Here is a 22864-nt window from a genome sequence, read left to right as displayed (position 1 = left end):
TCGGTGTCCGCCCGCCCCGAGCGGAGGGTGCCGAAAGAGACACCATATGCGGCGCGAGAGTCTGGCGACAGATTTTCGCGCCGCGTGTCTTGCCCCACGAATCACAGAAGTGCACTACTGTTCCAGAACGTGGGCGGTGTCGCGAGCCTGTCAGCTGTTTATAGAAGCAGCACTGTGCTAGATGCAGTGACAAGGAGGTAACGGTGCGTGAACTTCGAGTAATCGGATTGACGCCCGATTCCACACACATCGTGTGCATCGATACCGAGAGCGGTCAGAAGTACCGCCTCGCCGCCGACGACAAACTGCGCGCCGCTGCCCGCGGAGATCTTGCCCGGTTCGGACAAATCGAGATCGAAACGGAAGCCACGATGCGCCCTCGCGATATCCAGGCACGAATCCGTGCCGGTGCCTCGGTGGAGCAGGTCACCGAAGAATCCGGAATGCCCGCGAGCCGGGTGGAACGTTTCGCGTACCCCGTGCTGCTCGAACGCGCCCGCGCCGCCGAACTGGCGCAGAAGGCCCACCCGGTCCGCAACGACGGCCCGGCCATCGAAACCCTCATCGAGATCGTCTCCGCGGCCTTCGCCGAGCGCGGCCACAACATCGAGGTCGCCGAGTGGGACGCCTGGAAGGACGAGAAGGGCTACTGGGTCGCCCAATTGCAGTGGCAGGCCGGACGTTCGGTCATCGCCGCGCACTGGCGCTACCAGCCCGACGCGCACGGCGGCTCGGTGGTGCCGCTCGATGATCCCGCCGCCGATCTGATCGACCCCGACTTCGGCCGCGCCCTGCGCGGCCTGGCCACCATCCTCCCGGACCAGACCGAGTCCGCCGTGGTCGAGACCGTGCCCGCGCCCGCGCCGCGCGAGGAGCGCGCCGAGTACGAGGCCACCTCGGCCCGGGTCACCGGTCAGCAGGACCTGGACGGCTACTACGAGCAGCGCGCGGCCGTCGGCGACGGCACCGTGCCCGCGGTGACGGCGGCCGCCCCGGCGCCCGCGCCGATCGCGCCCTCCGCCCCGGCGACCCCGAATCCGCCCGCCGCCCCGGCGCATTCGGCCCCGGTACACACCGCTCCCGCGCATACGGCGCCCGCGCACCAGGCGCCCGCACAGCCGGCCCCCGAGCCCGTCGCTCCGGCCGCGCCCGCTCCGGCGCCCGCGGCCCCGCCCGCCGAGCCCGCGCCCGCCCCGGCCGCCGCCGCGGCGTCCTCGGCCCCGGCCGCGAGCACGGACAAGCCCGCGACCAAACCGGCCGCGCCCAAGCAGAACCGTGCCAAGCGCGGCGGCAAGGCGCCCATGCCGTCCTGGGAGGACGTGCTGCTGGGCGTGCGCAGCTCGGGTCACTGAGTTCGCAGGACACCCGGTCGCGGCGGCCGCTGCCCGCCGCGGCCGCTCGGCCATTTCCACGTGATCGGCGGCCGAGTTCGCCGCGCCGGTAACAACGTTGGGCAACGGCGACATTTCGGCCGCCGGTGCGGGTAGATTTTTACGTGGTGGCGGTGGTTGCCGGGTTGACTCCACGCCGACGCCGACAACGGCCACCGGGTGTTGCTCAAGAGTTGCCAACTTGGGTCGCAACAATCGGGAGGTGCCGTAAGTGCCGTCCACAGTCTCTTCGCTCTGGTACGTCGATGCTCCCGACCCCGCCGCCGTGCTCCGCGCGCACCCCGGGCCCGATCCCGAAGCCGCGCTGGCCCTGGCCAGACAGCTCAATCCCGACCGTGACGTCGTGCCCGCCGCCGCCGGCACCATGAAGGTCTGGGGCGGCCCGGATCCGGAGTCGACGTACATCGGCTGCTATCCCGGCGTCACCGTCGTGTGCTCGGCGCAGGCCGCGCTGCCCCGGCCCACCGCCCTGCCCGAACTACTGGTCCGGCCGCTCGCCTCCGAGCACACCTATCTCGTCTCCTACGACCTCTCCCTGGGCTGGGGCGCCTTCGCGTACTGGGAGCGCGGGGAGTTCCGGCGCTCGTTCAGCGCCAGCCGGGTCAACATCCTGGAGGACGAGGGCATGCCGATGGTCTGGGAGCGGCCGTACTGGGCGGGGGAGCACCCCATCGCGCTCGCGCCGGGCGTGCTGCCGGATCCGCAACTGCTGCCCTTCGATCCGCCGGATTTCGCGGACGCGGCCAACGGGCTCTGGCTCGGTTTCCGGTATCGCGGGCCCCTCGCGAGTGCCGGCGCCGCCGAGCCGGGCGCTCCTGAGCCGCTGACCTCCGATCAGATCCAGGTGTGCGGCTTCTCGCTCTTCCCCAAGGGCCGGGCGCCGGCCGCCGATCCCGGGCCCGAGCCGGTCGCCGAGCACAACGGCAAACGCGGACTGCTGGGCTGGCTGCGCGGCGGGCGCGACCGGCACCACGTGTCCTAGGCGAGCAGGGCGATCCAGCCCAGCAGCACGCCGGTGGCCAGTCCGGCGATGACCCAGCGCGTCACCGGCTGGAAGCGCCAGCGCCAGGCCGACGGCGCCACGCCGCCGACCGCGACCAGATTCACCAGCGCGGCCAGCAGCGGATGGATCTCGGCCAGGGCCGCGCCGAAGGCGTACACCCCCGTCGCGGTCAGCGCCGCCACCAGTGCGCTGACCGGCACGCCGATCGCCCACGGGGTGGGTTCGGAATAGCCGTAGCCGTAGGGTCCGTCCGGGGGGTAGCTCACTGGTTTCGCACTCTCTCGTAGAAGGCCATGGCGGCCGCGGTCGCCACGTTGAGCGAATCGGTGCCCGGGGTCATGGGGATCCGTGCGCGAATATCGCTGGCGCCCATGGTTTCCGCGGTGAGGCCGGGGCCCTCCGCGCCGAGCAGCAGCGCCACCCGCGACCCGGTCATGGCGGTGGCCAGATTGGCCGCGGCCGGATCCGGGGTGAGCGCGATGATCTGAAAACCGCGCTCGCGCAACACATCCAGGCCGCCGGGCAGCGCCGGCAGGGTGGCGAACGGGATCCGCAGCACGTGTCCCATGGAGACGCGCACCGAACGCCGGTACAGCGGATCGGAGCAGCGGTCTCCGAACAGCACCGCGTCCGCGCCGAGCCCGGCGGCGTTGCGGAAGATCGAGCCGATGTTCTCGTGATCGTTCACGCCCTCCAGCACCGCGACCGTGCGCGCGCCGTCGAGGACCTCGGCGGCGGTGAGCTCGGGCGGGCGCCGCGCCACGGCCAGCACGCCCCGATTCAGATGGAATCCGACGATCTCCGCCATCACCTGCGCGCTCGCCCGGTAGTACGGCACGTCGACCGCGCGCAGCCGCTCGGCGAGCACCTCGTGCTTGCGCGCCACCCCGAGCAGCGCGACGGGGGTGAATCGCGAGGTCAGCATGCGTTCCACGACCACCGTGCCCTCCGCGACGACCAGTCCCTTGCCGCCCGGCAGGTCCGGGCGGCGATCGGCGTTGGCGAGATCGCGGAAGTCGTCGGCGCGCGGGTCGCTGGGGTCCTCGATATCGATCACGTCGGCCACGATCGTCCATATTGCCGCTGTGCCGGGCCGGGCTCGCGCGCGGTGCCTGATTACGGGGTGGCCGTATGCCAAGGCATAAGGTGATCAACGATCCCGATCCCCTAATCGAAGAGGACAACCCATGAGCAAGCCCGAAATCGAATTCCAGGAGGGCGACGCCCCCACCACGCTGGTGATCAAGGACCTGGTCGTGGGCGAGGGCGCCGAGGCCACCCCCGGCGCCACGGTCGACGTGCACTACGTCGGCGTCGAGTTCGCCAGCGGCGAGGAGTTCGATTCGTCCTGGAACCGTGGCGAGTCCATCACCTTCCCGCTGCGCGGCCTGATCCAGGGCTGGCAGGAAGGCATTCCGGGCATGAAGGTCGGCGGCCGCCGGCAGCTGACCATTCCGCCGGAGCTGGCCTACGGCAAGGCCGGCGCGGGCCACCAGCTGTCGGGCAAGACCCTGGTCTTCGTCATCGACCTGCTGGACGTGCTGAGCTGACATCGGCTCACCGCACAATCGCGCCCGCCTCGCTGTCCGCGAGGCGGGCGCCGTGGTTCGGAGGGTGTTCCGGCGTACTCAGCTGACGATCGTGTTCATGATCGTGCCGGCGCTGGTGGCCGTCGCGCCGCCGATCATGGCGTTGGCGACCATCTTCGGGGAACCGGCGCCGCCGCCCCACTTCTCCCAGGCGAACTTGCCGCCACCGTAGGTGATGGCCGCGATGCCGGACATCTGGGTGAACCAGGTGAAGTAGCGGAACATCTTCATGAGTTTGTCCGCCATGGGCGGGGTTTCGGCGGTGGGGTTGCCAATCTGGGCCAGGACCGTGCTGTACATGTCGTGCGCGGCCAGCATCATGCTCACGATCGTTTCCTCTCCGGTACCGGGGGCGCTGGGGTCTAGCCGTGGCGCGGGGTAGGGCAGGAGCGAGTTGTGAAAACGAATCGATTAGAACAATTCGGACATGAGCTTAGCTTGACGAACCGCCGAATGTTGCTGATTGTTTGCGATTCCTAGTCGCGAACGATGTCGACCGGGTCGGTCAGGGCGGTCGCGATGGCCGACTGCTGGGCGACGCCGCGCTGGGGGAGCGCGCTCAACGCCTGATTCGCCTGTTTGCCCAGGGTGGTGGTGACAGCCTGGAGCTGGGTGACCCCCGCCGTGAGCGCCTGGAGCGCGCCCTGCAACTGCGCGCTGCCCTCGTCCGCGAGTTGCGGAATGCTCGCCGCCAGCGAACCGCCCTGATTCAACTGCGCGCTCGCCTCGCCCAGCCGGGTCGCCGCGTCACGCAGCAGCTGACCGAGCGAGGTCTCGGGCGTGACCTCCGCCCCGACCAGCTCGCCCACCCCCGAGAGCTGGGCGCCCGCCTGCCCGGCCACCGTCTGCAGGCCCTGCAGCTGCCCGATGACGTTCGCCAGCCGCGGATCGCCCGCGAAGGGCAGCGCCTGCAGCAGCGGAACCACCGTGTCGATCCCGCCACTGAGCTGATCGGCGGCCCCGGACACCTGACCGACCGTCACGCCGGTCGAATCCAGCGCCGCCGCAAGCTGATTCGCCTGCGTGGTGGCCGCCGACACGGTGTCGTTCAACGTCGCGATGGCCGACGTCAGCTGTCCGGCGCCGGCCTTGGCCTGTTCCAGGAAGCCGAGCATGTCGTCGGCGCCGGAGCTGAACTGTTCGGCGCCCGCGGCGGCGGCCTGCACGCCCATGTCGAGCATCTGCGTGGTCAGCGCGACCTGCGTGACCGAACCGCGCGCGGCGTTCATGGCCGCGAACACGGTGTCGAGCCCGGTCGCGGTGATCCGCCGGGTCACCTCGTTCACCGCGTCGGTGACCAGGGCCGGGTCCGCGTCCTCGTGGGTGGTCACGGTGACCTGCGCGCGCTGCGGCTTGTCGGTGGCCAGCGAGGTGACGGCGGTGGACAGATCGGGCGGCAGGGTGATGACGGCCGCGTAGTCCGCCGTGCTCGCCTCGGGCACCACCTCCCATTCCCGCGCCCCGCCGTCCTGCAGGGCGATCGCGATGCGCTGCCCCATGGGGCCGGTATCGCTGTTGACGAGCGCCACCGCGGTGGGCGCGGGCTCCTGGCGTAGATAGGCGATCGCGCCCGCGCCGACCGCGATTGCCAGCAGCGGGAGTGCGACGAGAAGGGACCGGCGAGTGGGTTTTCCGAACACCCGTCACACCGTAGAGGTGCGAATTGGCGCTAGCTCTGGCGCTTTTCTGAGAATTCGGTGAAGTTCGGCGGCAATCCGGCTCCGGGAGCGGGCAATTCGAGCACCAGCCGGACGCCGCCGAAGGTCCCGTCGTCGAAGTACGCGCGGCCGCCGTGCAATTGCGCCTGCTGCGCCACCAGCGCCAGCCCGAGCCCGGAGCCGCCCTTGGTCGCCAGGCTGCCGCGCACGAAGCGTTCGAAGACCGCCGCGCGTTCGTGCGCCGGAATGCCCCGGCCGTTGTCGTCGACGGTGATGATGATGTGCCCGAAGGGATCCCGGTGCGCGGACAGCAGCGCCAGCGTGGCGTGCCCGTGCCGCGCGGAATTGGCCAGCGCGTTGTCCACGGCCAGCCGCAGCCCGGTGGGCAGGCCCCGGGTGACGAGTTCGGCGTCGGTGTCGATGAGCACCTTCAACTCCGGGAAGTGCCGCATGGCGTCGTGCGCGGCGGCGTCGCAGAGTTCGGCGACGTCGGTGTCGACGTGGTCGCGTTCGTGGGTCAGATCCCCGGCCGCGAGGCGTTCGAGTGCGCCCAGAGTGGATTCGACCCGGTTCTGGCCGCGATGCAGGTCGGTCAGGATCTCGATGCGCTGGGCCTCGTCCAGATCCAGGGTGCGCAGCACCTCCAGGTCGGTGCGCATGGCCGTGAGCGGGGTCCGCAGCTCGTGCGCGGACACCGCCGCGAAATCGCGCGCGGTCTCGAGCGCCGCGGCCGTCTCGGCCTGCGCCCGGTCGATGCGTTCGAGCATGGTGTTCACCGCGTCGGCGAGCTGCTCGGATTCACGCACGCCCGCCCCGTCCACCGGCAGCGGGCCGCCGGGCTCGCCGTGCCTGCTCAGCTGCCGGGTGAGGTTCTCGATGGGGCGCACCGCGCGCCCGCCGAAGAGCCAGCCCAGCCCGGCGGCGGCCGCGACCGCGGCTCCGGCCGCCCACAGCACCCAGCGCCGCTGGGTCGCGGTGACCCGCTCGGTCTCGGTGGTCGGAATACCCAGGGACACAACGCGTCCCGGCGGCTGGTTGAGGGTGGTGGTGAGCACGCGGTAGGTGTTGTCGCCGACCGTCACGGTGTGATTGCCCTCCGGCAGCTCCGGCAGTCGCACCGGCGTGCTGGCCAGCGAGCCGTCCTCGTTGCGCACGGTCAGGGCCAGGTCGTTGGTCGGTCCGAGTACGCCGAGCACGGTCACCGCGACCACCGGTTCGATCAGCACCACCCGCGAGGTGAGCGCGAGCTGCTGGTCGGCCTGGGTCATGTTGTTGCGCTCGATGGCGTACATGGTGACCCAACTCAACACGGCCACAATGATTGTCGCGCCCAGCGCCGCCGCGGCGGCCACGCGGGCGCGCAGCGAGAAGGTGCGCCGGGTACGCCGCCGGGCCGGGCTCATTTCGGGATGCGCAAGACGAATCCGACGCCTCGAATGGTGTGCAGCAGCCGGGGTGTGCCGTCCACTTCCAGCTTGCGCCGCAGATATCCGACGAATACGTCCACCACATTGGTATCGGCGGCGAAGTCGTAGCCCCACACCAATTCGAGCAGTCGTTCCCGGCTCAGCACCACCCCGGCGCTGCGCGCCAATGTGGACAGCAACTCGAATTCCCTTTTGGTGAGCTCGATTTCCGTGCCGTGCAACAGCGCGCGATATCCGGCGACATCCACTTCGAGTGGGCCGACGGTGATGGCTCCCGGAATGGCGGAGACGGGCGTATCGGTGCGGCGGCGCAGCAGCGCCTTGATGCGCGCCACCAATTCCGCGAGTACGAAAGGCTTTACGAGATAGTCGTCGGCGCCGGACTCGAGTCCGGCAATACGATCATCGACCGAACTGCGCGCCGACAGCACGCAGATCGGCACCTCGTTGCCCATGGCGCGCAGGGCCGTCACCACGCCGGCGCCGTCCAGCACCGGCATGTTCATGTCCAGCACCACCGCGTCGGGCGGATCGTCGGTGACCGCGCGCAGCGCCTGCGCCCCGTCCCGGGCGATGATCACCCGGAAGCCGGAGAGCCGGAGCCCGCGTTCGACCGAGACGAGCACGTCCTCATCGTCGTCGACGACCAGGACACTGGGTACTTCGCCGCGTTCGCCCACGGGTTCCATTCTCGCAGTCGCTGCCTCAGTAGTTGTGGCAGGTGTCGGCGACGAGTTGGATCGTCGCCGCGATGCCGGAGGCGTTCGGGTTGGCTTCGGCCTGGGCGGCGGCCTCGGGATTCGCGCGCACGTAGGCGTCGAACTCGGCCTGTCGCTGTTCGATCGGCTGGTTGAACTTGGCCTCGAGTTCGGCCTTCTGCGCGGGGTTCTGATCGAGCATCGACGCCAGCGCGGGCGCCTTGTCGTGCAGCGCGGCATCCACCTGAGCGAAGCTGCACGTCGAATTCAACAGGGGGGCCGCCAGATCCAGGGGACCGGCGGAGGCGGTGGCGGGAACGAGGGCGAGGGCGAGGGTGGCGAGGGCGCCGGCGCCCAGGACCGCTCCGGTCCGGCGACTGCGGACGAGACTCATGCATCGACCTTTCTAGGCTCTGCACGCGAATCAGGCGATCCGCGCCCGCCCGACGCTAGGGCACCCGCTCGAGAGGGCCGTGAGCCCTTTCTGAGAAAACCCTATGGGTGGCGCCGGGCGTGGCGGCCCGGGTCAGGACGTGGCGGCCGGGTCCTCGGCAGGTGCGGCGGGAGCCGCGGGCGCCTCGGGCTCGATCCGGCGGAACGGCATGGTGGCCGCGTCGGCCGCGCGGATCCGCTCCCGATCGTCCATGACGGTGACCGCGTCGCGGATCTGCCGTTCCAGGGTGGGCAGCATCGCGGCGTCCTCGATGGTGGGCGGCACCTCGTACTCCCCGCCCGCCGCGATCTGGCGCATGGTGCGGCGCAGGATCTTGCCCGAGCGGGTCTTGGGCAGCGCGGTCACCGGCACCACGTCGTAGAGGGTGGCGATCGCGCCGACCCGATCGCGGACCCGCGCGATGACCTCGGCGCGCAGTTGGTCGGCGTCGATGTCGACCCCGGCCTTGAGCACCACGTAGCCGATGGGCCGCTGGCCCTTGAGCTCGTCCGGCACCCCGACCACCGCGGTCTCGGCGACCAGCGGATGTCCGGCGATGGCGGCCTCGATGCCGCCGGCCGAGAGCCGGTGCCCGGCCATATTGATCACGTCGTCGCTGCGGCCCAGGACGTAGAGGTAGCCGTCCTCGTCGAAATAGCCGGAGTCGCCGGTCAGGTAGTGGCCCGGGTAGGCGGCGAGGTAGGAGCGTTCGAAGCGGGCGTCGTCGCGCCACAGGGTGGTCAGGGCGCCGGGCGGCAGCGGCAGGCCGATGACGATGTTGCCCTCTGTATGGGGGGCTACCGCGTTGCCGTCCGAATCCAGCACCCGCAGCCGGTAGCCGGGCACCGGCACCGAAGCAGAGCCGATCTTGATCGGGAGTTGTTGCAGGCCCAGCGGATTGGCGCACACCGGCCAGCCGGTCTCGGTCTGCCACCAGTGATCGACCACCGGGCAGTCCGGATTCTCGCGCAGCAGGGTGCCCGCGGCCCATTCGTAGGTGGCCGGGTCCAGGCGCTCGCCCGCGCAGAACAGCGCGCGCAGGGTCGACAGATCGTGCCGGTGCGCGAGCTCGGCCTCGGGATCGGCCCGGCGGATGGCGCGCAGCGCGGTCGGTGCGGTGAACATCACGTCCACCCGGTAGTCCTGCACGAGCCGCCAGAAGGTGCCCGCGTCGGGCGTACCGATGGGCTTGCCCTCGTAAAGGACGGTTGTCGCACCCACGAGCAGCGGCGCGTAGACGATGTAGGAGTGCCCGACGACCCAGCCGATGTCGGAGGTCGTGAGCATGACCTGCCCGCCGGAGACGTCGTAGATGTTGCGCATCGACCAGGCCATGGACACCGCGTGCCCGCCGTTGTCGCGCACCACGCCCTTGGGCTTCCCGGTGGTCCCGGAGGTGTAGAGGATGTAGAGCGGATCGGTCGCGGCCAGCGAGACCGGCGCGGCCGGTTCGGCGTCGACCAGCGCCGCGTCCCAGTCCAGCCAGCGCGCGGCCACCGTCTGTGACGACGCGGGCAGGGTGTCGGTGGCGGCCTGTTCGGCCGGGAACCGGTTGGCGGGGAAGCCCTCGCGCTGTTTGACGAGCACGGTCCGGGGCGCGGTGGTCCGGGCCAGGTCCAGGGCCTGCAGCACGATCGGCGGGTACTCGATGCGGCGGCCCGGCTCCAGCCCGCCGGAGGCTGTGATGATCAGCACAGGCTCGGCGTCGTCGATCCGCGCGGCCAATTCGTGGGCGGCGAAACCACCGAAAACGACAGAGTGGACAGCGCCGATCCGCGCGCAGGCGAGCATCGCGATCACCGACTCGGGAATCATCGGCATATATATGACGACGCGATCGCCGGTCCGAACACCCAGGCGCAGCATGGATCCGGCAAATCGGGCGACTTCGTCGAGTAATTCGGCATATGTATAAACACGCCTGGCGCCGGTCATAGCGGAGTCGTATATTAGGGCGGGCTGATTGGCGCGACCCCCCTCCTGACCGCCGAAAGTGCCGTCCGGGGTTGTGATCTCGCGCACATGCCGATCGAGTGCGTTGTAGGAGGTGTTGAGGCGAGCGTCCGGGAACCAGCGCGTCGTGGGGCGGGCGGTGGAGTCGACAATCTGGGCGGGCGGTACGTCCCAGCTGATGTATTCGGCCGCGGTGCGCCAGAACTCCGAGGGGTCGACCAGGCTCAATTGATACGCCGGTCGGTACTCCTGCTTCGCGTTCAACCCCGTGACTCCCTAGCTCCGCATCAGCACGCATGTGAAGGGCAGCGATGCCCGCCTCGATAGATCAGCCTGATTGTGGCAGACTTCACGCGACGTCCGGGCGGGCGCCGCGACCTTTGATTTTGCCTGCAAACGGCTGGTCAGAGACCGGTGGTTGCCAAGAGGTCACACAAGAAGTTATTGATCCGTTAGAATCGCATGTCACATATTTCGGCCGTCTTGGACGCAATTTCTCGGCCAGCCGCAGTTCTCGCCTCGCTCCGCCTGCCGGGTCCCGCGTGCGATCGCGGAGGCTCGCTGATGGCGCGTGGCTGGGGCCAGTTTGGAAAGTGAGTGGGAGATGCGTGACGCCGCAAGGTCGTCCGGCAGCAATAAGCGCTGGGCGCTGAGCAACTGGGACCTGCGATGGAAGGTGACGGCAGTGCTGGCCGTCCCGCTTCTGGTCGCTGTCGTCCTGGGTGCGTCGAGGATCTCGGCAGAGTTCTCAGAGTCGACGAGGCAGTCGACAGCAGTGGAGCACGTCGCCGTCATTCCGGCGATCACGGGTTTGAGCGCGGCCGCCGGTCAGGTGGTCGGCGGTCAGATGGTGAAGATCGGCAACAACTCGTTCACCACCGAGCCGGAGCTGGCGACGCTCGACACCGCCATCAAGTTCGCCGAGCGCGCCACCGGCGAGCTCGGGTCCATGCCCACCGCGAAGGCCGCGCTCGAAGACATGATCGTCGCCTCGAAGGCGGTACTGGCGCAGGGGCTCGCACCCCTGGCGACGACCGTCGAGGGCACCAATCAGATCGAACGGATCCGCGCCAACAGCGTCCGGACCGTGGAGACCATCGTCTCGACCATCGCCGACAAGAACGTCGACCAATCCAAACTACGTTTGGTCGACGCCCTGAACACCCGCGTGGTGCTGGTCGGTCAGATCGCCGGTTTCGCCGAGGTGCTGCGCAGCAACACCAAGGACGGCCTGCGCGACATCCAGATCTCCATCAGCACCGAACGTCAGATGCTCGGGGTGATCGGCCATCGCTTCCCCGACGGTGACGCGCTCATCTCCGATCTGCAGGGGCAGATCGACACCCGGCTGCAGCTGATCACCAGCCCGCAGGCGCAGGCCGGGCAGCTGCCCGCCACCGAGTTGAAGGACTCGCTGGTCGTCAGTATCGGCAAGTACCAGGAGATCAGCACGAACGCGACCCGGGACATCGTGGCCCGAGTCGACTCGCTCGCCTCCACCGCGCGCGGTGACGCCATCCGCTACTCGATCGTCGTCATCGCCACCATCCTCGGCGCGCTCGCGCTGGCCGTGCTGATCGCGCGCGCGATGATCGTCCCGCTGCGCCGTCTGCGTCTGGCCGCGCTCCGCGTCGCCGAGTACGACCTCGCGCAGGAGGTCACCGCGCTGCGTGACGGCGCCGACCCCGAAGACGTGCCGCTGGAACCGATGCCGGTGCACACCGACGAGGAGATCGGCCAGCTGGCCCGCGCCGTCGACGACATCCACGGTCAGGCGCTGCGCCTGGCCGCCGACCAGGCCGCGATCCGTACCCAGGTCAACGACATGTTCGAAACCCTGGCCCGGCGCTCGAAGTCCCTCGTCGACCATCAGCTCACCCTCATCGAGGCGATGGAGTACGACGAGAAGGACCCGCGCCTGCTCGAAAACCTCTTCCGCCTGGACCATCTCGCCGCGCGTATGCGCCGCAACGGTGACAACCTGCTGATTCTGGCCGGCACCAAGCAGCGCCGGACCAAGTCCGCGCCGGTCGAGATCGCGGACGTGCTGCGCGCCGCCATCTCCGAGGTCGAGGACTACGAACGCGTCAAGCTCGGTGCGACACCGCGTGGTTCGCTCACCGAACCGGCCGCCTCCGACCTCGCGCACCTGTTCGCCGAGTTGCTCGACAACGCGCTGCGCGCCTCGCCGCCGGAGACGGACGTGAAGTTCACCTTCGCGCAGGCGCACGACACCGGTCTGCTCATCGAGGTCGCCGACCGCGGCATCGGTATGCCGCCCGCGGAGATGGCCGAGATCAACCGCAGACTCGAGACGACCGCCGAGGTCGGTCCCGACACCGCCCGCCACATGGGTCTGTTCGTGGTCGGCCGGCTGGCCGAGCGGCACGGTCTGACCGTGCGGCTGCGCCCGACGTTCGACACCGCGCGCGATCCCGGCGTGACCGTGACCGTGCACGTGCCCAAGGCCCTCATCGTCGGCACCGGCGGCGGCGCCATTTCGGTTCCGCCGCAGCCGAATCAGCAGGCCCCGGCTCCGCAGGGCGGTGGCGCCCCGGCCAACCAGGGCGGCACCCCGGCGTCCATGCAGATGCGTGCGGTCACCCGTACCGCGACCGGCAACGTCATGGTCACCGTGGATCCGGGTGGGAGCGGGCCGATTCCGGCCGGCCAGGCCCCGGCGTCCGCTCCGTCCGGACCGGCTCCGGCGGCGGCCAAGGCCCCGGGCGGACTGCCCCAGCGCAACCCGGGTACACAGATTCCGGCGGGCATCGCCAATACCGGTCAGCCCGGCGGCGGTTTGCCGCAGCGGCAGCCGGGTACCAACGGCCCGACCATGAAGCATTCGGTACAGGCTCCGGCCGGTGGCGCTCCGGGCGGACTGCCCCAGCGCGCGCCGGGCGCGCAGATCCCGCCCGGCACGGACTCCCCGCCGGGCGCGGCGCTGCCGCCGCGCCAGCCGGGCGACGGTCCGGCCCGTCCGGGTGGCGGTCTGGCCGCGAACATGATGCGCCGTCAGGGCGCCCCGGGCGGGGTGCCGCAGCGGCCGGGTGGCCCGGGTGCGCCCGGTGGTCCGGGCGAGCCGGGTGGCCTGCCGCAGCGCGGCCCGGTGCCGCCGCAGCAGCGCGATCCCAGCGGGCTCGCCCCGCGCGGTGACGGCCCGGGTGGCCTGCCCCAGCGTGATCCGTCCGCCGGTGGTCTCGCGCCGCGTGAGCCCGGCGCCGGTGGTCTGCCGCAGCGTCAGCCCGGTTCCAACGGCGCTCCGTCGCGGGAGCCGAACGTCGGCCTGCCGCCGCAGCGTTCGGCCGCGGGTGGGCTGCCGCAGCGTGATCCGGGCAAGAACGGTGCGCCGCAGCGTGATTCCGCGCTGGGCGGGCCGCAGGGCCCGGGCGCCGGTGGCAACCTGCCCCCGCGCGAGGGTGGGCTGCCGCAGCGCGGCGCCGCCCCGCAGGGCCCGTCGGGTCTGCCGCAGCGCGAGGCCGGTCAGAACGGTGCGCCGCAGGGCGGTCTGCCCGCACGTGACGGATTGCCCCAGCGGGACGGCGGTCTGCCGCAGCGCGGCGAGGCCGGCGCGTCCGGGCTGCCGCAGCGCGAGGCTCCGGCGCCACGTGACGGTGAGCCGAACGGCCTGCCGCAGCGCGGTCCGGGTGGTCTGCCGCAGCGCGGTGAGGCCCCGAACGGTCTGCCGCAGCGTGATTCGGGTCCGGCCCGGCGTGAGCCCGGCAACGGGCTGCCGCCGCGCGACGGTGGTCTGCCCCAGCGTGACGGTGGCTTGCCGCAGCGCGACGGTGGTCTGCCGCAGCGCGGTGAGACCGGTGCTTCCGGTCTGCCGCAGCGGGATCCGAACGCGGGCGGTCTGCCGCGCCGCGGTGGCCCGGGCCTGAACGGCCCGGCCGGCAACGGCGCGCCGCAGCCCGACCCCTTCGGTGGGCTGCCCCAGCGTGGCGAGTCCGGCGCCCCCGGTCTGCCGCAGCGTGGCGAGGCCCCGGGCGGGCTGCCCCAGCGCGGCCCGGGTAACGGTCTGCCGCAGCGTGATCCGGCGGCCGGTGGTCTGCCGCAGCGCGGCGGCAACGGACTGCCGCAGCGGGAGCCGGGTGCGGGTCTGCCGCAGCGTCCGGCGCCGCTGCCGGGCGTCGGTCTGCCGCAGCGGGATCCGGCCGCGGCCGGGTTGTCCCAGGGCGAGGAGTCCGGTGATCCGAAGGATCGCGGACGCCACAGCTTCCGTTCCAATCCGCAGAAGGCGGCCTCGTTCTTCCAGACCCGGCTCCAGCCGGCCGGGGAGTCCGAGGCGGCCATGGGTACGCCGATCTTCGCTGAGATGATGTCGGCGTGGTTGTCGGATCCGAGTGCGGACCGGTCCCAAGTGGCCTCTTCCTTCGAATCACCCGGTGATGAGGGTTGGCAGGCCGCACAGCGCGCGGTGCAGGCCGAACCGCAGCGGCGTACCGCCGCGGGTCTGCCGCAACGTGATCCGGGCAACCGGCTCGTGCCGGGCGGTGTCAACGGAAACGCTGACAAGGCCGCCCATCGCGACCCAGAATCCATCAGGTCGAGTCTGAGTCGGCATCAGCAGGGTGTCCGGGATGGCCGCGCAATGAAAGAAATGAACCTAACCGGAGATAAAGGAGACCGATGAACCCCGATCTAGGTGGTACGAAGCGTCAGCTGGATTGGCTGGTTTCGAACTTCGCCAATGAGGTTCCCGGCGTTGCGCACGCGGTTCTCGTGTCGGCCGACGGCCTACTGATGGCCGCGAGCGCGCAGCTGCCCGTGGACCGTGCCGAGCAGCTGTCCGCTGTAACCGCGGGCCTCGCGAGCCTGTCGGTGGGTGTGTCGAATCTGTTCGAGGGCGGCACGGTGCTGCAGTCCGTCGTGGAGATGGAACACGGCTACCTGCTGCTCATGGCAGTCGGCGACGGCTCGTACCTCGCGGTGCTCACGAATACCTCGTGTGACATCGGTCAGGTGGGTTACGAGATGGCGTTGTTGGTCGAGCGAGTGGGCCAGACGGTTCAGGCCACACCTCGCGTCACGATGGGTTCCTGATGGCGGGATGGACATAGACAACGAACGCGTTGGGAGCGCCGAACCCAGCCTGGTTCGCCCTTATTCGCTGACCGCCGGTCGCACCCGGCCCAAGGTGGAATTGGCGTTGGAGGCGCTCGTCGCATCGCATCCGGTCGCCCTCGAGCGGCAGTTCGAACTCACCAACATCGAAACGTCCATCGTGGAGTTGTGCAGAGAATCGCCGTCTGTCGCGGAGGTGGCAGCGCGCCTGGGCATTCCCATCGGGGTCGCCCGGGTGCTGGTCGCCGACCTCATCGAAGCCGGCCATGTGCGGGTTTCGGCGACATTGAAAGACGATTCCAGCGACGATGAACGTCGCGAGCTGATCGAAAGGGTTCTCAGTGGACTCCGGCGTATTTGATTCGACGACACAGGTCGATACGCGCACCAGCAAGCCCACGTCGGCCAAGATCGTGGTCGCCGGTGGCTTCGGTGTGGGCAAGACGACCCTGGTAGGTGCCGTCTCGGAGATCGTTCCGCTGCGCACCGAAGCTTTGGTGACCAATGCCAGTGTGGGCGTTGACAGTTTGACCGGAGTGCCGTCCAAGGCCACCACCACGGTGGCCATGGATTTCGGTCGCATCAGCCTCGCCGACGATCTGGTGCTGTACCTGTTCGGTACGCCCGGCCAGTACCGCTTCTGGTTCATGTGGGACGACCTGATCAAGGGCGCCATCGGCGCGGTGGTGCTGGTCGACACCCGCCGGCTGGAGGACAGTTTCGCGGCCGTCGATTATTTCGAGGCGCGGAACCTACCCTTCCTGGTGGCCATCAACGAATTCGACGACGCGCCACGGTATCCGGTCGAGGACATCCGCCAGGCGCTCGCCGTTCCCGCGGACACCCCGATCCTGTCGATGGACGCCCGTCGCCGGGAGCCGGTGAAGCAGGCGCTCGTCGCCGTCACCGAGTACGCCCTGCGCAAGGTCGTGCAGGGGTACTGATAACACGCGACCACCGACGTTGACCGCAGCGACGTCGGGGTCAACTATGCTCGCGCGCGTGAAGATCTCGGCGCGCGAGTGGCTCGGCGAAATGCTCGATCCCGGTTCTTTCGAGAGCTGGGATCGACCGCCGGTTGCCGTCGACGCCGCGCCCGGGTACCGGGCCGAACTGGCGCGGGCGGAGCGGTCGGCGGGCACCGATGAGTCGGTGCTCACCGGTTCCGGTTCGCTGCGCGGGCGGCGGGTCGCCGTGATCGCCTGTGAATTCGCCTTTCTCGCGGGGTCGATCGGCGTGGCCGCGGCCGAGCGGATCACCGCCGCGGTGGAGCGCGCGACCGAGCGCGGGTTGCCGCTGGTGGTCTCGCCGACCTCGGGTGGCACCCGAATGCAGGAGGGCACAGTCGCTTTCGTGCAGATGGTGAAGATCGCCGGTGCGGTCGCGGCGCATCGTTCGGCCGGGTATCCGTATCTGGTGTATCTCCGCAATCCGACCATGGGTGGCGTGTTCGCCTCGTGGGGATCGCTGGGGCACATGACATTCGCGGAACCCGGGGCGCTGATCGGGTTCCTGGGGCCGCGGGTCTATCGGGCACTGTACGGCCGGGACTTCCCGGACGGGGTGCAGACGGCGGAGAACCTCTATCGCAACGGGGTCATCGACGGCGTGGTGCCGGTGCGTGTCTTCCGCCGCATCGCGCATCGCGCGCTGAACGTGCTGTGCGGGCCGGCCGCCGCGCTGCCCGAACATCAGGGCGACGCCAGGGAATTCGACACCGGCATCGGGGTATTGCGCGCCGGGAGCGAGCTGTACGGGCCCGCGCTGCGCGGCACCGATGACATGCCCGCCTGGCAGTCGGTGCTGGTGTCGCGCCGGGGCGATCGGCCCGGCGTCCGAGAGTTGTTGCGGCACGCGACCGATCGGGTCCCGCTCTCGGGTACCGGGCAGGGCGAGGCCGATCGCACCGTGGTGCACGCGCTGGGTTCGCTGCGCGGTCAGCCCTGCATCCTGTTCGGTCACGATCGCGCGGGTCAGTCCGCCGACCAGACCATGGGTCCCGCCGCCCTGCGGGAGGCCCGCCGCGCCATGCACCTGGCGGCCGAACTGCGCGTGCCCCTGGTCCTGGTCATCGACACCATCGGCGCGTCGCTCTCGCGCGAGGCCGAGGAACGCGGCCTCGCACCCGAAATCGCCCGCTGCCTGGCCGATCTCGTCACCCTCGACACCCCCACGGTCTCGGTCCTGCTCGGTCAGGGCAGCGGCGGCGGCGCCCTGGCTCTACTCCCCGCAGACCGCGTGCTGGCCGCCGCCAACGGCTGGCTCGCCCCCCTCCCGCCCGAGGGCGCCAGCGCGATCGTCTACCGCGACACCCTGCACGCCCCCGAACTGGCTGCCGCCCAAGGCATCCGGGCGAAAGACCTCCTCGCGAACGACATCGTCGACGCGATAATCCCCGAATACCCCGACGCCGCCGACGAACCCGTCGACTTCGCCCTCCGCACGGTGTCCGCGATAGCCGCCGCCCTGGCCGACCTGACCACGAAGCCGGTCTCCGAGCTCCAGTCCCTGCGCCGCAACCGCTACCGCCGCCTGGGCCTGCTCACCCCCTGACGCTCCCGCCGGGATTGTTTCCGCCACCGACTTTGGGGTCTCCGAAAACGTGTTGTCCACCAGTACTTTTCACCGTGAAGTTACTGGTAACCGCGTGCGCCAGGGGGTCACGCCGCAGCCGAGTCCGGAGGGTTCTCCCATGCACACCACAGCTCGTTTACTCCTGATCAGCACGATCGCCGCCGCGGCGTTCGCGAGCGGCGGCGCCGTGGCGTCGGCCGACGCGGCGCCCGAGGCGGTTGCCGCGGGTACCGGATCGGTCAGTACCGGAAGTGCTTCCGGGGTTCAGCTCGCACTGCAGCTCATGGGCGCCGGGTCGGGCGCGCTGAGTCCCGGGGGGTACCAACTTGTCGACAATCTCCGGACACTGCTCGTCGATTCGGGTTCCTTCACCCGCTGTCAGCTCCATCCCGGGGGTATGGATCCGACCTGCATGTTCGGGTAGCTCGCTATCGGAAGCTGAAAGTTAGCTACTTCACAAAGCCACTGCCAGGGCTAACACGCCGGGGAGCGTGGTTGACGTGCGGGTAAAGGGCTCCTACCGTCGGAATGGTGACTTACCGGAGCGAGACCAGCGCAGTGCCGTCGATCGTCCTGGGGGACGGGCAGATCATGCCCAAGCTCGGATTCGGGGTGTTCAAGGTCGACGCCGACGAGACGGTGGAGATCGTGAGCGCCGCACTGGGGGTGGGGTATCGGAGCATCGACACCGCCGCGGTCTACGGCAACGAGGCCGAGGTGGGGCGGGCCATCGCGAAGTCGGGGCTGGCGCGGGACGAAGTGTTCGTCACCACCAAGCTGTGGAATTCCGATCAGGGCTACGACGCGACCCTGCGCGCGTTCGACGCGAGCATGAAGCGGCTCGGGCTCGATGTGCTGGATCTGTATCTGATTCACTGGCCGATTGCCGGGTCCAATCTGTATGTCGACACCTTCCGTGCCCTGCAGGCGCTGAAGGCGCAGGGCCGGGTCACCTCCATCGGGGTCTCGAACTTCCAGCGCGCGCATCTCGAGCGCGTGATCGGTGAGACGGGGGAGACCCCGGTGGTGAACCAGATCGAACTGCACCCGTATCTGACCCAGAACGAGCTGCGCAAGTTCCACGCCGAGCAGAGCATCGTCACCGAGGCGTGGAGCCCGCTGGGCCGCGGCGCGGAGTTCGAGGATCCGGTGATCCTGGCCATCGCGCAGGAGACCGGCCGCACCCCCGCGCAGGTGGTGCTGCGCTGGCACATGCAGCTGGGCAACGTGGCGATTCCCAAGTCCGCCACGCCTTCTCGTATCGCCGAGAACTTCGAGGTGTTCGATTTCGAACTCACCGGGGCGCAGGTCGCGCGGATCACGGGCCTGGACCGTGGCTCCCGCCTCGGCCCGGATCCGGACACCTTCGACGCGGGCGCGCCGGAGTAGCGTCCGGCGTCGTTTCGTCGTTCGCTCGACCCGGTGCCCGCCGGCAGCCCGGTGTGCTCAATTCCGGGGCAGCCCAAGGTATTCGGTGAGTTCCGCGGCCGCCGCCCGCCCGGCGCGATTGGCGCCGATGGTGCTGGCCGAGGGCCCGTACCCGATCAGATGGATGCGCGGATCGGCGGCGACCTGGGTCGCCAGCCGTCCCGTCATGGTGATGCCGCCGCCCGGCCCGCGCAGCCGCAGCGGCGCCAGATGGTCGAGGGCGCTGCGGAATCCGGTGGCCCAGAGGATCACGTCGGCGGCCTGGAACCTGCCGTCGGCCCAGCGCACGCCGCCGGGTTCGATGTGGTCGAACATGGGTTCGCGGTTCATGACCCCGCGGGCGCGCGCCGCGCGCACCCGGTCGGTCTCGAGCAGCCCGGTCACCGAGACCACAGATCCGGGCGGCAGCCCGCGCCGGACCCGGTCCTCGACCAGCGCCACCGCCGCGCGCCCGTCCTCGGGCGCGAACGCGCCGTCCCGGAACACCGGTTCGCGCCGGGTCACCCATGTGGTGTTGGTCACCGCCGAGATCTCGTCCAGCAGTTGCACGGCGGTGATTCCGCCGCCGACCACGATCACGTGCTTGCCGGCGAATTCGGCGGCGTCGCGGTAGTCGTGCGCGTGCAATTGCCGTCCGGCGAAGGTGTCCGCGCCCCGGTAATAGGGAATGAAGGGTTTGTCCCAGGTGCCGGTGGCATTGACGAGCCCCCGCGCGCGAATGGTGCTGTCGGCGGCAACAATTGAAACCGATTGGTCTGAATTGGCGGTGCCATTCGGGCCGCCCGCCCGGGTCTCGGCGTGCAGCAGCCCGTCGACCTCGGCATCGGGGCAGGTCACGGCCGTCGCGCGATCGCAGACCACGCGCACCGACCGCGGCCGCCGCACCCGCAGATCGAATCGCTTCTCGTACAGCGCGAAATAGTGCGGCACGGCGGTGGCGGCCCGAACATCGTCCGCCCCGTCGGCATCGGCGCCCACCGTCTCCGCGAAGGACATCCCCGGCAGATCGTGCACCCGATTCACCGTGCTCAATGTCAGTGACGGCCACCGGAATTGCCATGCCCCGCCCGGCGCGGGGGAGTGATCGACGATGAGGAAATCGCGTTCGGGCGCCAATCCGAGGCGTCGCAGGTGGTATCCGACCGACAATCCGGCCTGCCCGGCGCCTATCACCAGGATGTCGACATCGGGTGTTGCTGTCACGGACCCGACGGTACGCCCGCTTAGAGTGAAGCAAAGCACGGGTACGCAGCTCAGTGGGGAAGGACAAATGCTCGGAGTCAGCCGCGATGGCGAAGTCGTCACCATCGAACTGCAGCGTCCGCAACGGCGGAACGCCCTCAACGACGAGCTGGTGGGTGCGTTGCACGCCGCGATCGACGAGGCCGCGGCCACGTCGCGGGTCATCGTCCTGACCGGTCAGGGTCCGCTCTTCAGCGCAGGCGCGGACCTGGACGGCGTGTACTCGGACAGTTTCCTGTCCGGTCTGCTCGCCATGCTGCACGCCATCGAGACCGCTCCGGTCCCGGTGATCTCGGCGATCAACGGCGGCGCGTTCGGGGCCGGGGTGCAGCTGGCGCTGGCCTCGGACCTGCGGGTGATGAGCGCGGATTCGTTCATCGCCATTCCCGCGGCGAAGCTCGGCATCTCGGTCGATCGCTGGACCGTGCGCCGACTATCGTCGCTGATCGGCTCGAGCCCGGCGCGCACGCTGCTGCTGGGCGCGGAACGTATCTCGGCGCAGGACGCGTACACCTTCGGATTCGCCAACAAGATCGGCACACTCGCGGACGCCCAGATGTGGGCCAAGCACATTGCCGAGCTCGCACCCCTCTCGCTGCGGCATCTGAAGCTCGTCTTCAACGACGACGCCACCCGCGGCGAGGACACCAACGCGCAGGCCGACGCGCTGCGCGCGGCCTGGACCAGCGAAGACGCTCAGGAGGCACGAGTGGCACGGATGGAGAAGCGCCCCGCGAAGTTCCAGGGCCGATGAACGGGGGGCGCATGACCGCGAATTCGCGGAAACTGGTGGGTATGGCAGCTGGTGCTTTCGGTATCTCCTGGTTGGTGCGGGCGGCGTGGGGCATTCCCTCCGCCATCGGCGCGTCGATGTCGGCCATCGCCCCGACCGCCACGGGATCGGCGACCTATCGCAAGGGGCAGTTCCACAACACCGAGCCGAGCAGTCAGCTCACGGGTTCGGGCCTGGAACTGCTGTATCAACTTCTCACCCAACGCAATTCGGGCCGGCCGCCGGGCCGGATCCCGGTGCAGACGCCCGTGCTGCCGGAGCAGGCCGCGGATCTGGCGGTGACCTGGTACGGCCACGCCACCTGCCTGGTGGAGGTGGACGGGTACCGGGTGCTCACCGATCCGGTGTGGAGCGAGCGCGTCTCGCCGTCGCCGCTGATCGGCCCGGCCCGGTTGCACCCGGTGCCGACCCCGATCGAGGCGCTGCCGCCGGTGGACGCGGTGCTGATCTCGCACGATCACTACGACCATCTCGATCGGGAGACCGTCGACGCGCTGGTGGCCGGGCAGGACGCGGTCTTCATCGTCCCGATCGGCATCGGCGCGCACCTGCGCCAGTGGGGCGTGCCGCAGGATCGGGTCGTCGAATTGGACTGGGCCGCTTCGGTCGCCCTCTCGGATCTGAATCGCAATCGCGACGACGGCACCGACCTGGTGATCACCTGTTCGGAGGCCAGGCACTTCTCCGGCCGGGGTCTGGTGCGCAATACGACGCTGTGGGCGTCCTGGTCGATCGCCGGTCCCACCCGCCGCGTCTACTTCGGCGGCGACACAGGCTACACCAAGGCGTTCGCCGAGGCGGGCGCCCGGCTCGGACCTTTCGATCTGACGCTGCTGCCGATCGGAGCCTACGATCGGCATTGGCCGGATGTGCACATGAATCCGGAGGAAGCGGTCCGATCGCACGCCGACCTGTGTGTCGGGGACGCGGGATACGGCCTGCTGGTGCCGATTCACTGGGCGACCTTCAATCTGGCCTTCCACGGCTGGTCGGAGCCCGTTCGACGGCTGGTCGCGGCCGCACAGGAGGCGGGAACGGCGGTCGCCGTGCCCAAGCCGGGTCAGCGGATCGACCCGATTGGCCTCCCACCACGGGATTCGTGGTGGGAGGATGTGCGCGAATGACCGAAGACCGAGAGTGAAGGAGTGCGCAGCTGTGAGTCTGATCGACACGCTCAAGGGATTGGTCGGCAAGGGCAAGGAAGTGGCGGCCCAGAACGCCGATAAGATCGAGAACGCGGTGGACAAGGCCGGGACTTTCATCGACGGCAAGACCGGAGGGAAGTACTCCTCCCAGATCGAAAAGGGTTCCGAGGCCGTCAAGAACGCCATTCCGGCCGACGCCGCCGCGCCCGCGGACGCCCCGGCTCCGGCGCCGGAGGCGGCTCCCGAGCCCGCCGCGACGCCCGCCCCGGCCGAGGCCGCGGCCGAGCCCGCCCCGGCTCCCGAGCCCGCGCCCGCGGCTCCGGACGAGGCGCCGAAGAACCAGCCGCCGGCCTAGTCGCCGCACTGTCGTACGGGCCGCCCGGGTCCGGCGGGCGTCTCCCGCCGGACCCGGGCGGCCCGTCGGCGTCGTACCGGGAATTCCGGCGGCGCGGCCCTAGACTGC

At 69.9% G+C, this 22864-nt stretch carries 22 protein-coding genes; 13 read left to right on the top strand and 9 right to left on the bottom strand.

What is annotated here, in order from left to right:
* Positions 1–203: 203 nt before the first annotated feature.
* Together sepH and ACWDOP_RS24040 are read left to right on the top strand one after the other, a co-directional pair.
* Positions 204–1352, top strand: a complete 1149-nt coding sequence (gene sepH, locus ACWDOP_RS24045; RefSeq protein WP_456346861.1) for a septation protein SepH — start codon at positions 204–206, stop codon at positions 1350–1352.
* 250 nt (positions 1353–1602) lie between these two features.
* Entirely contained in the window at positions 1603–2373 is a 771-nt protein-coding gene (locus ACWDOP_RS24040) for a DUF6928 family protein (protein WP_456346860.1), read from the top strand.
* Here ACWDOP_RS24040 and ACWDOP_RS24035 read toward each other — a convergent pair.
* Positions 2370–2660, bottom strand: coding sequence for a DUF2537 domain-containing protein (locus ACWDOP_RS24035; protein WP_456346859.1), 291 nt, complete (start codon positions 2658–2660; stop codon positions 2370–2372). The genes ACWDOP_RS24040 and ACWDOP_RS24035 overlap by 4 nt on opposite strands.
* Complete coding sequence (locus ACWDOP_RS24030; protein ID WP_456346858.1) at positions 2657–3460, bottom strand: TrmH family RNA methyltransferase; 804 nt, start codon at positions 3458–3460, stop codon at positions 2657–2659. The genes ACWDOP_RS24035 and ACWDOP_RS24030 overlap by 4 nt, the downstream gene beginning before the upstream one ends.
* A gap of 121 nt (positions 3461–3581) precedes the next feature.
* Here ACWDOP_RS24030 and ACWDOP_RS24025 point away from each other — a divergent pair, with 121 nt between their 5' ends.
* Positions 3582–3944 carry an FKBP-type peptidyl-prolyl cis-trans isomerase gene (locus ACWDOP_RS24025; protein WP_454205697.1) on the top strand — a complete coding sequence of 121 codons (363 nt, stop codon included), beginning with the start codon at positions 3582–3584 and terminating at the stop codon, positions 3942–3944.
* A 78-nt stretch (positions 3945–4022) separates the two neighbouring features.
* On the opposite strand, the gene ACWDOP_RS24020 is transcribed toward ACWDOP_RS24025, so the two are convergent.
* The 6 genes from ACWDOP_RS24020 to ACWDOP_RS23995 all read right to left on the bottom strand — a co-directional run bounded on the left by ACWDOP_RS24020 (position 4023) and on the right by ACWDOP_RS23995 (position 10416).
* Positions 4023–4304: a hypothetical protein gene (locus ACWDOP_RS24020; protein WP_454205917.1), complete on the bottom strand. Its 282-nt coding sequence runs from the start codon at positions 4302–4304 to the stop codon at positions 4023–4025.
* Positions 4305–4459: 155 nt separating this feature from the next.
* Positions 4460–5623, bottom strand: coding sequence for a hypothetical protein (locus tag ACWDOP_RS24015; RefSeq protein ID WP_456346857.1), 1164 nt, complete (start codon positions 5621–5623; stop codon positions 4460–4462).
* 29 nt (positions 5624–5652) lie between these two features.
* Positions 5653–7044, bottom strand: a complete 1392-nt coding sequence (locus ACWDOP_RS24010) for a sensor histidine kinase (protein ID WP_454205695.1) — start codon at positions 7042–7044, stop codon at positions 5653–5655.
* The gene (locus tag ACWDOP_RS24005) at positions 7041–7748 is read right to left on the bottom strand and encodes a response regulator transcription factor (protein ID WP_454205694.1); all 708 of its coding nucleotides are present in this window, start codon (positions 7746–7748) and stop codon (positions 7041–7043) included. The genes ACWDOP_RS24010 and ACWDOP_RS24005 overlap by 4 nt, the downstream gene beginning before the upstream one ends.
* A 25-nt stretch (positions 7749–7773) precedes the next feature.
* Complete coding sequence (locus ACWDOP_RS24000; protein WP_454205693.1) at positions 7774–8160, bottom strand: hemophore-related protein; 387 nt, start codon at positions 8158–8160, stop codon at positions 7774–7776.
* 132 nt (positions 8161–8292) lie between these two features.
* Positions 8293–10416, bottom strand: coding sequence for an AMP-binding protein (locus tag ACWDOP_RS23995; RefSeq protein ID WP_454205692.1), 2124 nt, complete (start codon positions 10414–10416; stop codon positions 8293–8295).
* A 511-nt stretch (positions 10417–10927) separates the two neighbouring features.
* Here ACWDOP_RS23995 and ACWDOP_RS23990 point away from each other — a divergent pair.
* The 7 genes from ACWDOP_RS23990 to ACWDOP_RS23960 all read left to right on the top strand — a co-directional run bounded on the left by ACWDOP_RS23990 (position 10928) and on the right by ACWDOP_RS23960 (position 19182).
* Complete coding sequence (locus ACWDOP_RS23990) at positions 10928–14788, top strand: ATP-binding protein (protein ID WP_456346856.1); 3861 nt, start codon at positions 10928–10930, stop codon at positions 14786–14788.
* Positions 14785–15198 carry a roadblock/LC7 domain-containing protein gene (locus ACWDOP_RS23985; RefSeq protein WP_029930951.1) on the top strand — a complete coding sequence of 138 codons (414 nt, stop codon included), beginning with the start codon at positions 14785–14787 and terminating at the stop codon, positions 15196–15198. The genes ACWDOP_RS23990 and ACWDOP_RS23985 overlap by 4 nt, the downstream gene beginning before the upstream one ends.
* Before the next feature lie 7 nt (positions 15199–15205).
* On the top strand, positions 15206–15580 hold the full coding sequence (locus tag ACWDOP_RS23980) for a DUF742 domain-containing protein (RefSeq protein ID WP_067531005.1): 375 nt from the start codon (positions 15206–15208) through the stop codon (positions 15578–15580).
* Complete coding sequence (locus ACWDOP_RS23975; RefSeq protein ID WP_454205690.1) at positions 15561–16163, top strand: GTP-binding protein; 603 nt, start codon at positions 15561–15563, stop codon at positions 16161–16163. The genes ACWDOP_RS23980 and ACWDOP_RS23975 overlap by 20 nt, the downstream gene beginning before the upstream one ends.
* Positions 16164–16209: 46 nt before the next feature.
* A complete protein-coding gene (locus tag ACWDOP_RS23970; protein WP_456346855.1) occupies positions 16210–17772 on the top strand; it encodes a carboxyl transferase domain-containing protein in 1563 nt (520 codons plus the stop codon).
* A gap of 139 nt (positions 17773–17911) precedes the next feature.
* A complete protein-coding gene (locus tag ACWDOP_RS23965; protein ID WP_456346854.1) occupies positions 17912–18217 on the top strand; it encodes a hypothetical protein in 306 nt (101 codons plus the stop codon).
* 167 nt (positions 18218–18384) lie between these two features.
* A complete protein-coding gene (locus ACWDOP_RS23960; protein ID WP_456346896.1) occupies positions 18385–19182 on the top strand; it encodes an aldo/keto reductase in 798 nt (265 codons plus the stop codon).
* Between the two features lie 57 nt (positions 19183–19239).
* Here the strand turns inward: ACWDOP_RS23960 and ACWDOP_RS23955 are convergent, their stop codons facing one another.
* Positions 19240–20424: an NAD(P)-binding domain-containing protein gene (locus tag ACWDOP_RS23955; protein WP_456346853.1), complete on the bottom strand. Its 1185-nt coding sequence runs from the start codon at positions 20422–20424 to the stop codon at positions 19240–19242.
* Positions 20425–20491: 67 nt separating this feature from the next.
* Between ACWDOP_RS23955 and ACWDOP_RS23950 the strand changes: the two genes are divergently transcribed.
* The 3 genes from ACWDOP_RS23950 to ACWDOP_RS23940 are packed head-to-tail and all read left to right on the top strand — an operon-like array spanning position 20492 to position 22756.
* On the top strand, positions 20492–21217 hold the full coding sequence (locus ACWDOP_RS23950; protein WP_454205685.1) for an enoyl-CoA hydratase: 726 nt from the start codon (positions 20492–20494) through the stop codon (positions 21215–21217).
* Positions 21218–21258: 41 nt separating this feature from the next.
* Complete coding sequence (locus ACWDOP_RS23945; RefSeq protein ID WP_456346852.1) at positions 21259–22380, top strand: MBL fold metallo-hydrolase; 1122 nt, start codon at positions 21259–21261, stop codon at positions 22378–22380.
* A 31-nt stretch (positions 22381–22411) separates the two neighbouring features.
* On the top strand, positions 22412–22756 hold the full coding sequence (locus tag ACWDOP_RS23940) for an antitoxin (protein WP_456346851.1): 345 nt from the start codon (positions 22412–22414) through the stop codon (positions 22754–22756).
* Positions 22757–22864 lie beyond the last annotated feature (108 nt).

The organism is Nocardia sp. NPDC003693 (genome assembly GCF_053981095.1).
The sequence above is the reverse complement of the archived record's forward strand: the minus strand, read 5'-3'. Positions and strand labels throughout refer to the sequence as shown.

Bases quoted from the DNA above. Each gene is read 5' to 3' on its own strand.
- ACWDOP_RS23985 (WP_029930951.1), top strand. From the start codon at position 14,785: ATGAACCCCGATCTAGGTGGTACGAAGCGTCAGCTGGATTGGCTGGTT.
- ACWDOP_RS24025 (WP_454205697.1), top strand. From the start codon at position 3,582: ATGAGCAAGCCCGAAATCGAATTCCAGGAGGGCGACGCCCCCACCACG.
- ACWDOP_RS23960 (WP_456346896.1), top strand. From the start codon at position 18,385: ATGCCCAAGCTCGGATTCGGGGTGTTCAAGGTCGACGCCGACGAGACG.
- ACWDOP_RS23950 (WP_454205685.1), top strand. From the start codon at position 20,492: ATGCTCGGAGTCAGCCGCGATGGCGAAGTCGTCACCATCGAACTGCAG.
- ACWDOP_RS24000 (WP_454205693.1), bottom strand. From the start codon at position 8,160: ATGAGTCTCGTCCGCAGTCGCCGGACCGGAGCGGTCCTGGGCGCCGGC.
- ACWDOP_RS23970 (WP_456346855.1), top strand. From the start codon at position 16,210: ATGCTCGCGCGCGTGAAGATCTCGGCGCGCGAGTGGCTCGGCGAAATG.
- ACWDOP_RS24010 (WP_454205695.1), bottom strand. From the start codon at position 7,044: ATGAGCCCGGCCCGGCGGCGTACCCGGCGCACCTTCTCGCTGCGCGCC.
- ACWDOP_RS24020 (WP_454205917.1), bottom strand. From the start codon at position 4,304: ATGATGCTGGCCGCGCACGACATGTACAGCACGGTCCTGGCCCAGATT.
- ACWDOP_RS23980 (WP_067531005.1), top strand. From the start codon at position 15,206: ATGGACATAGACAACGAACGCGTTGGGAGCGCCGAACCCAGCCTGGTT.
- ACWDOP_RS23945 (WP_456346852.1), top strand. From the start codon at position 21,259: ATGGCAGCTGGTGCTTTCGGTATCTCCTGGTTGGTGCGGGCGGCGTGG.
- ACWDOP_RS23965 (WP_456346854.1), top strand. From the start codon at position 17,912: ATGCACACCACAGCTCGTTTACTCCTGATCAGCACGATCGCCGCCGCG.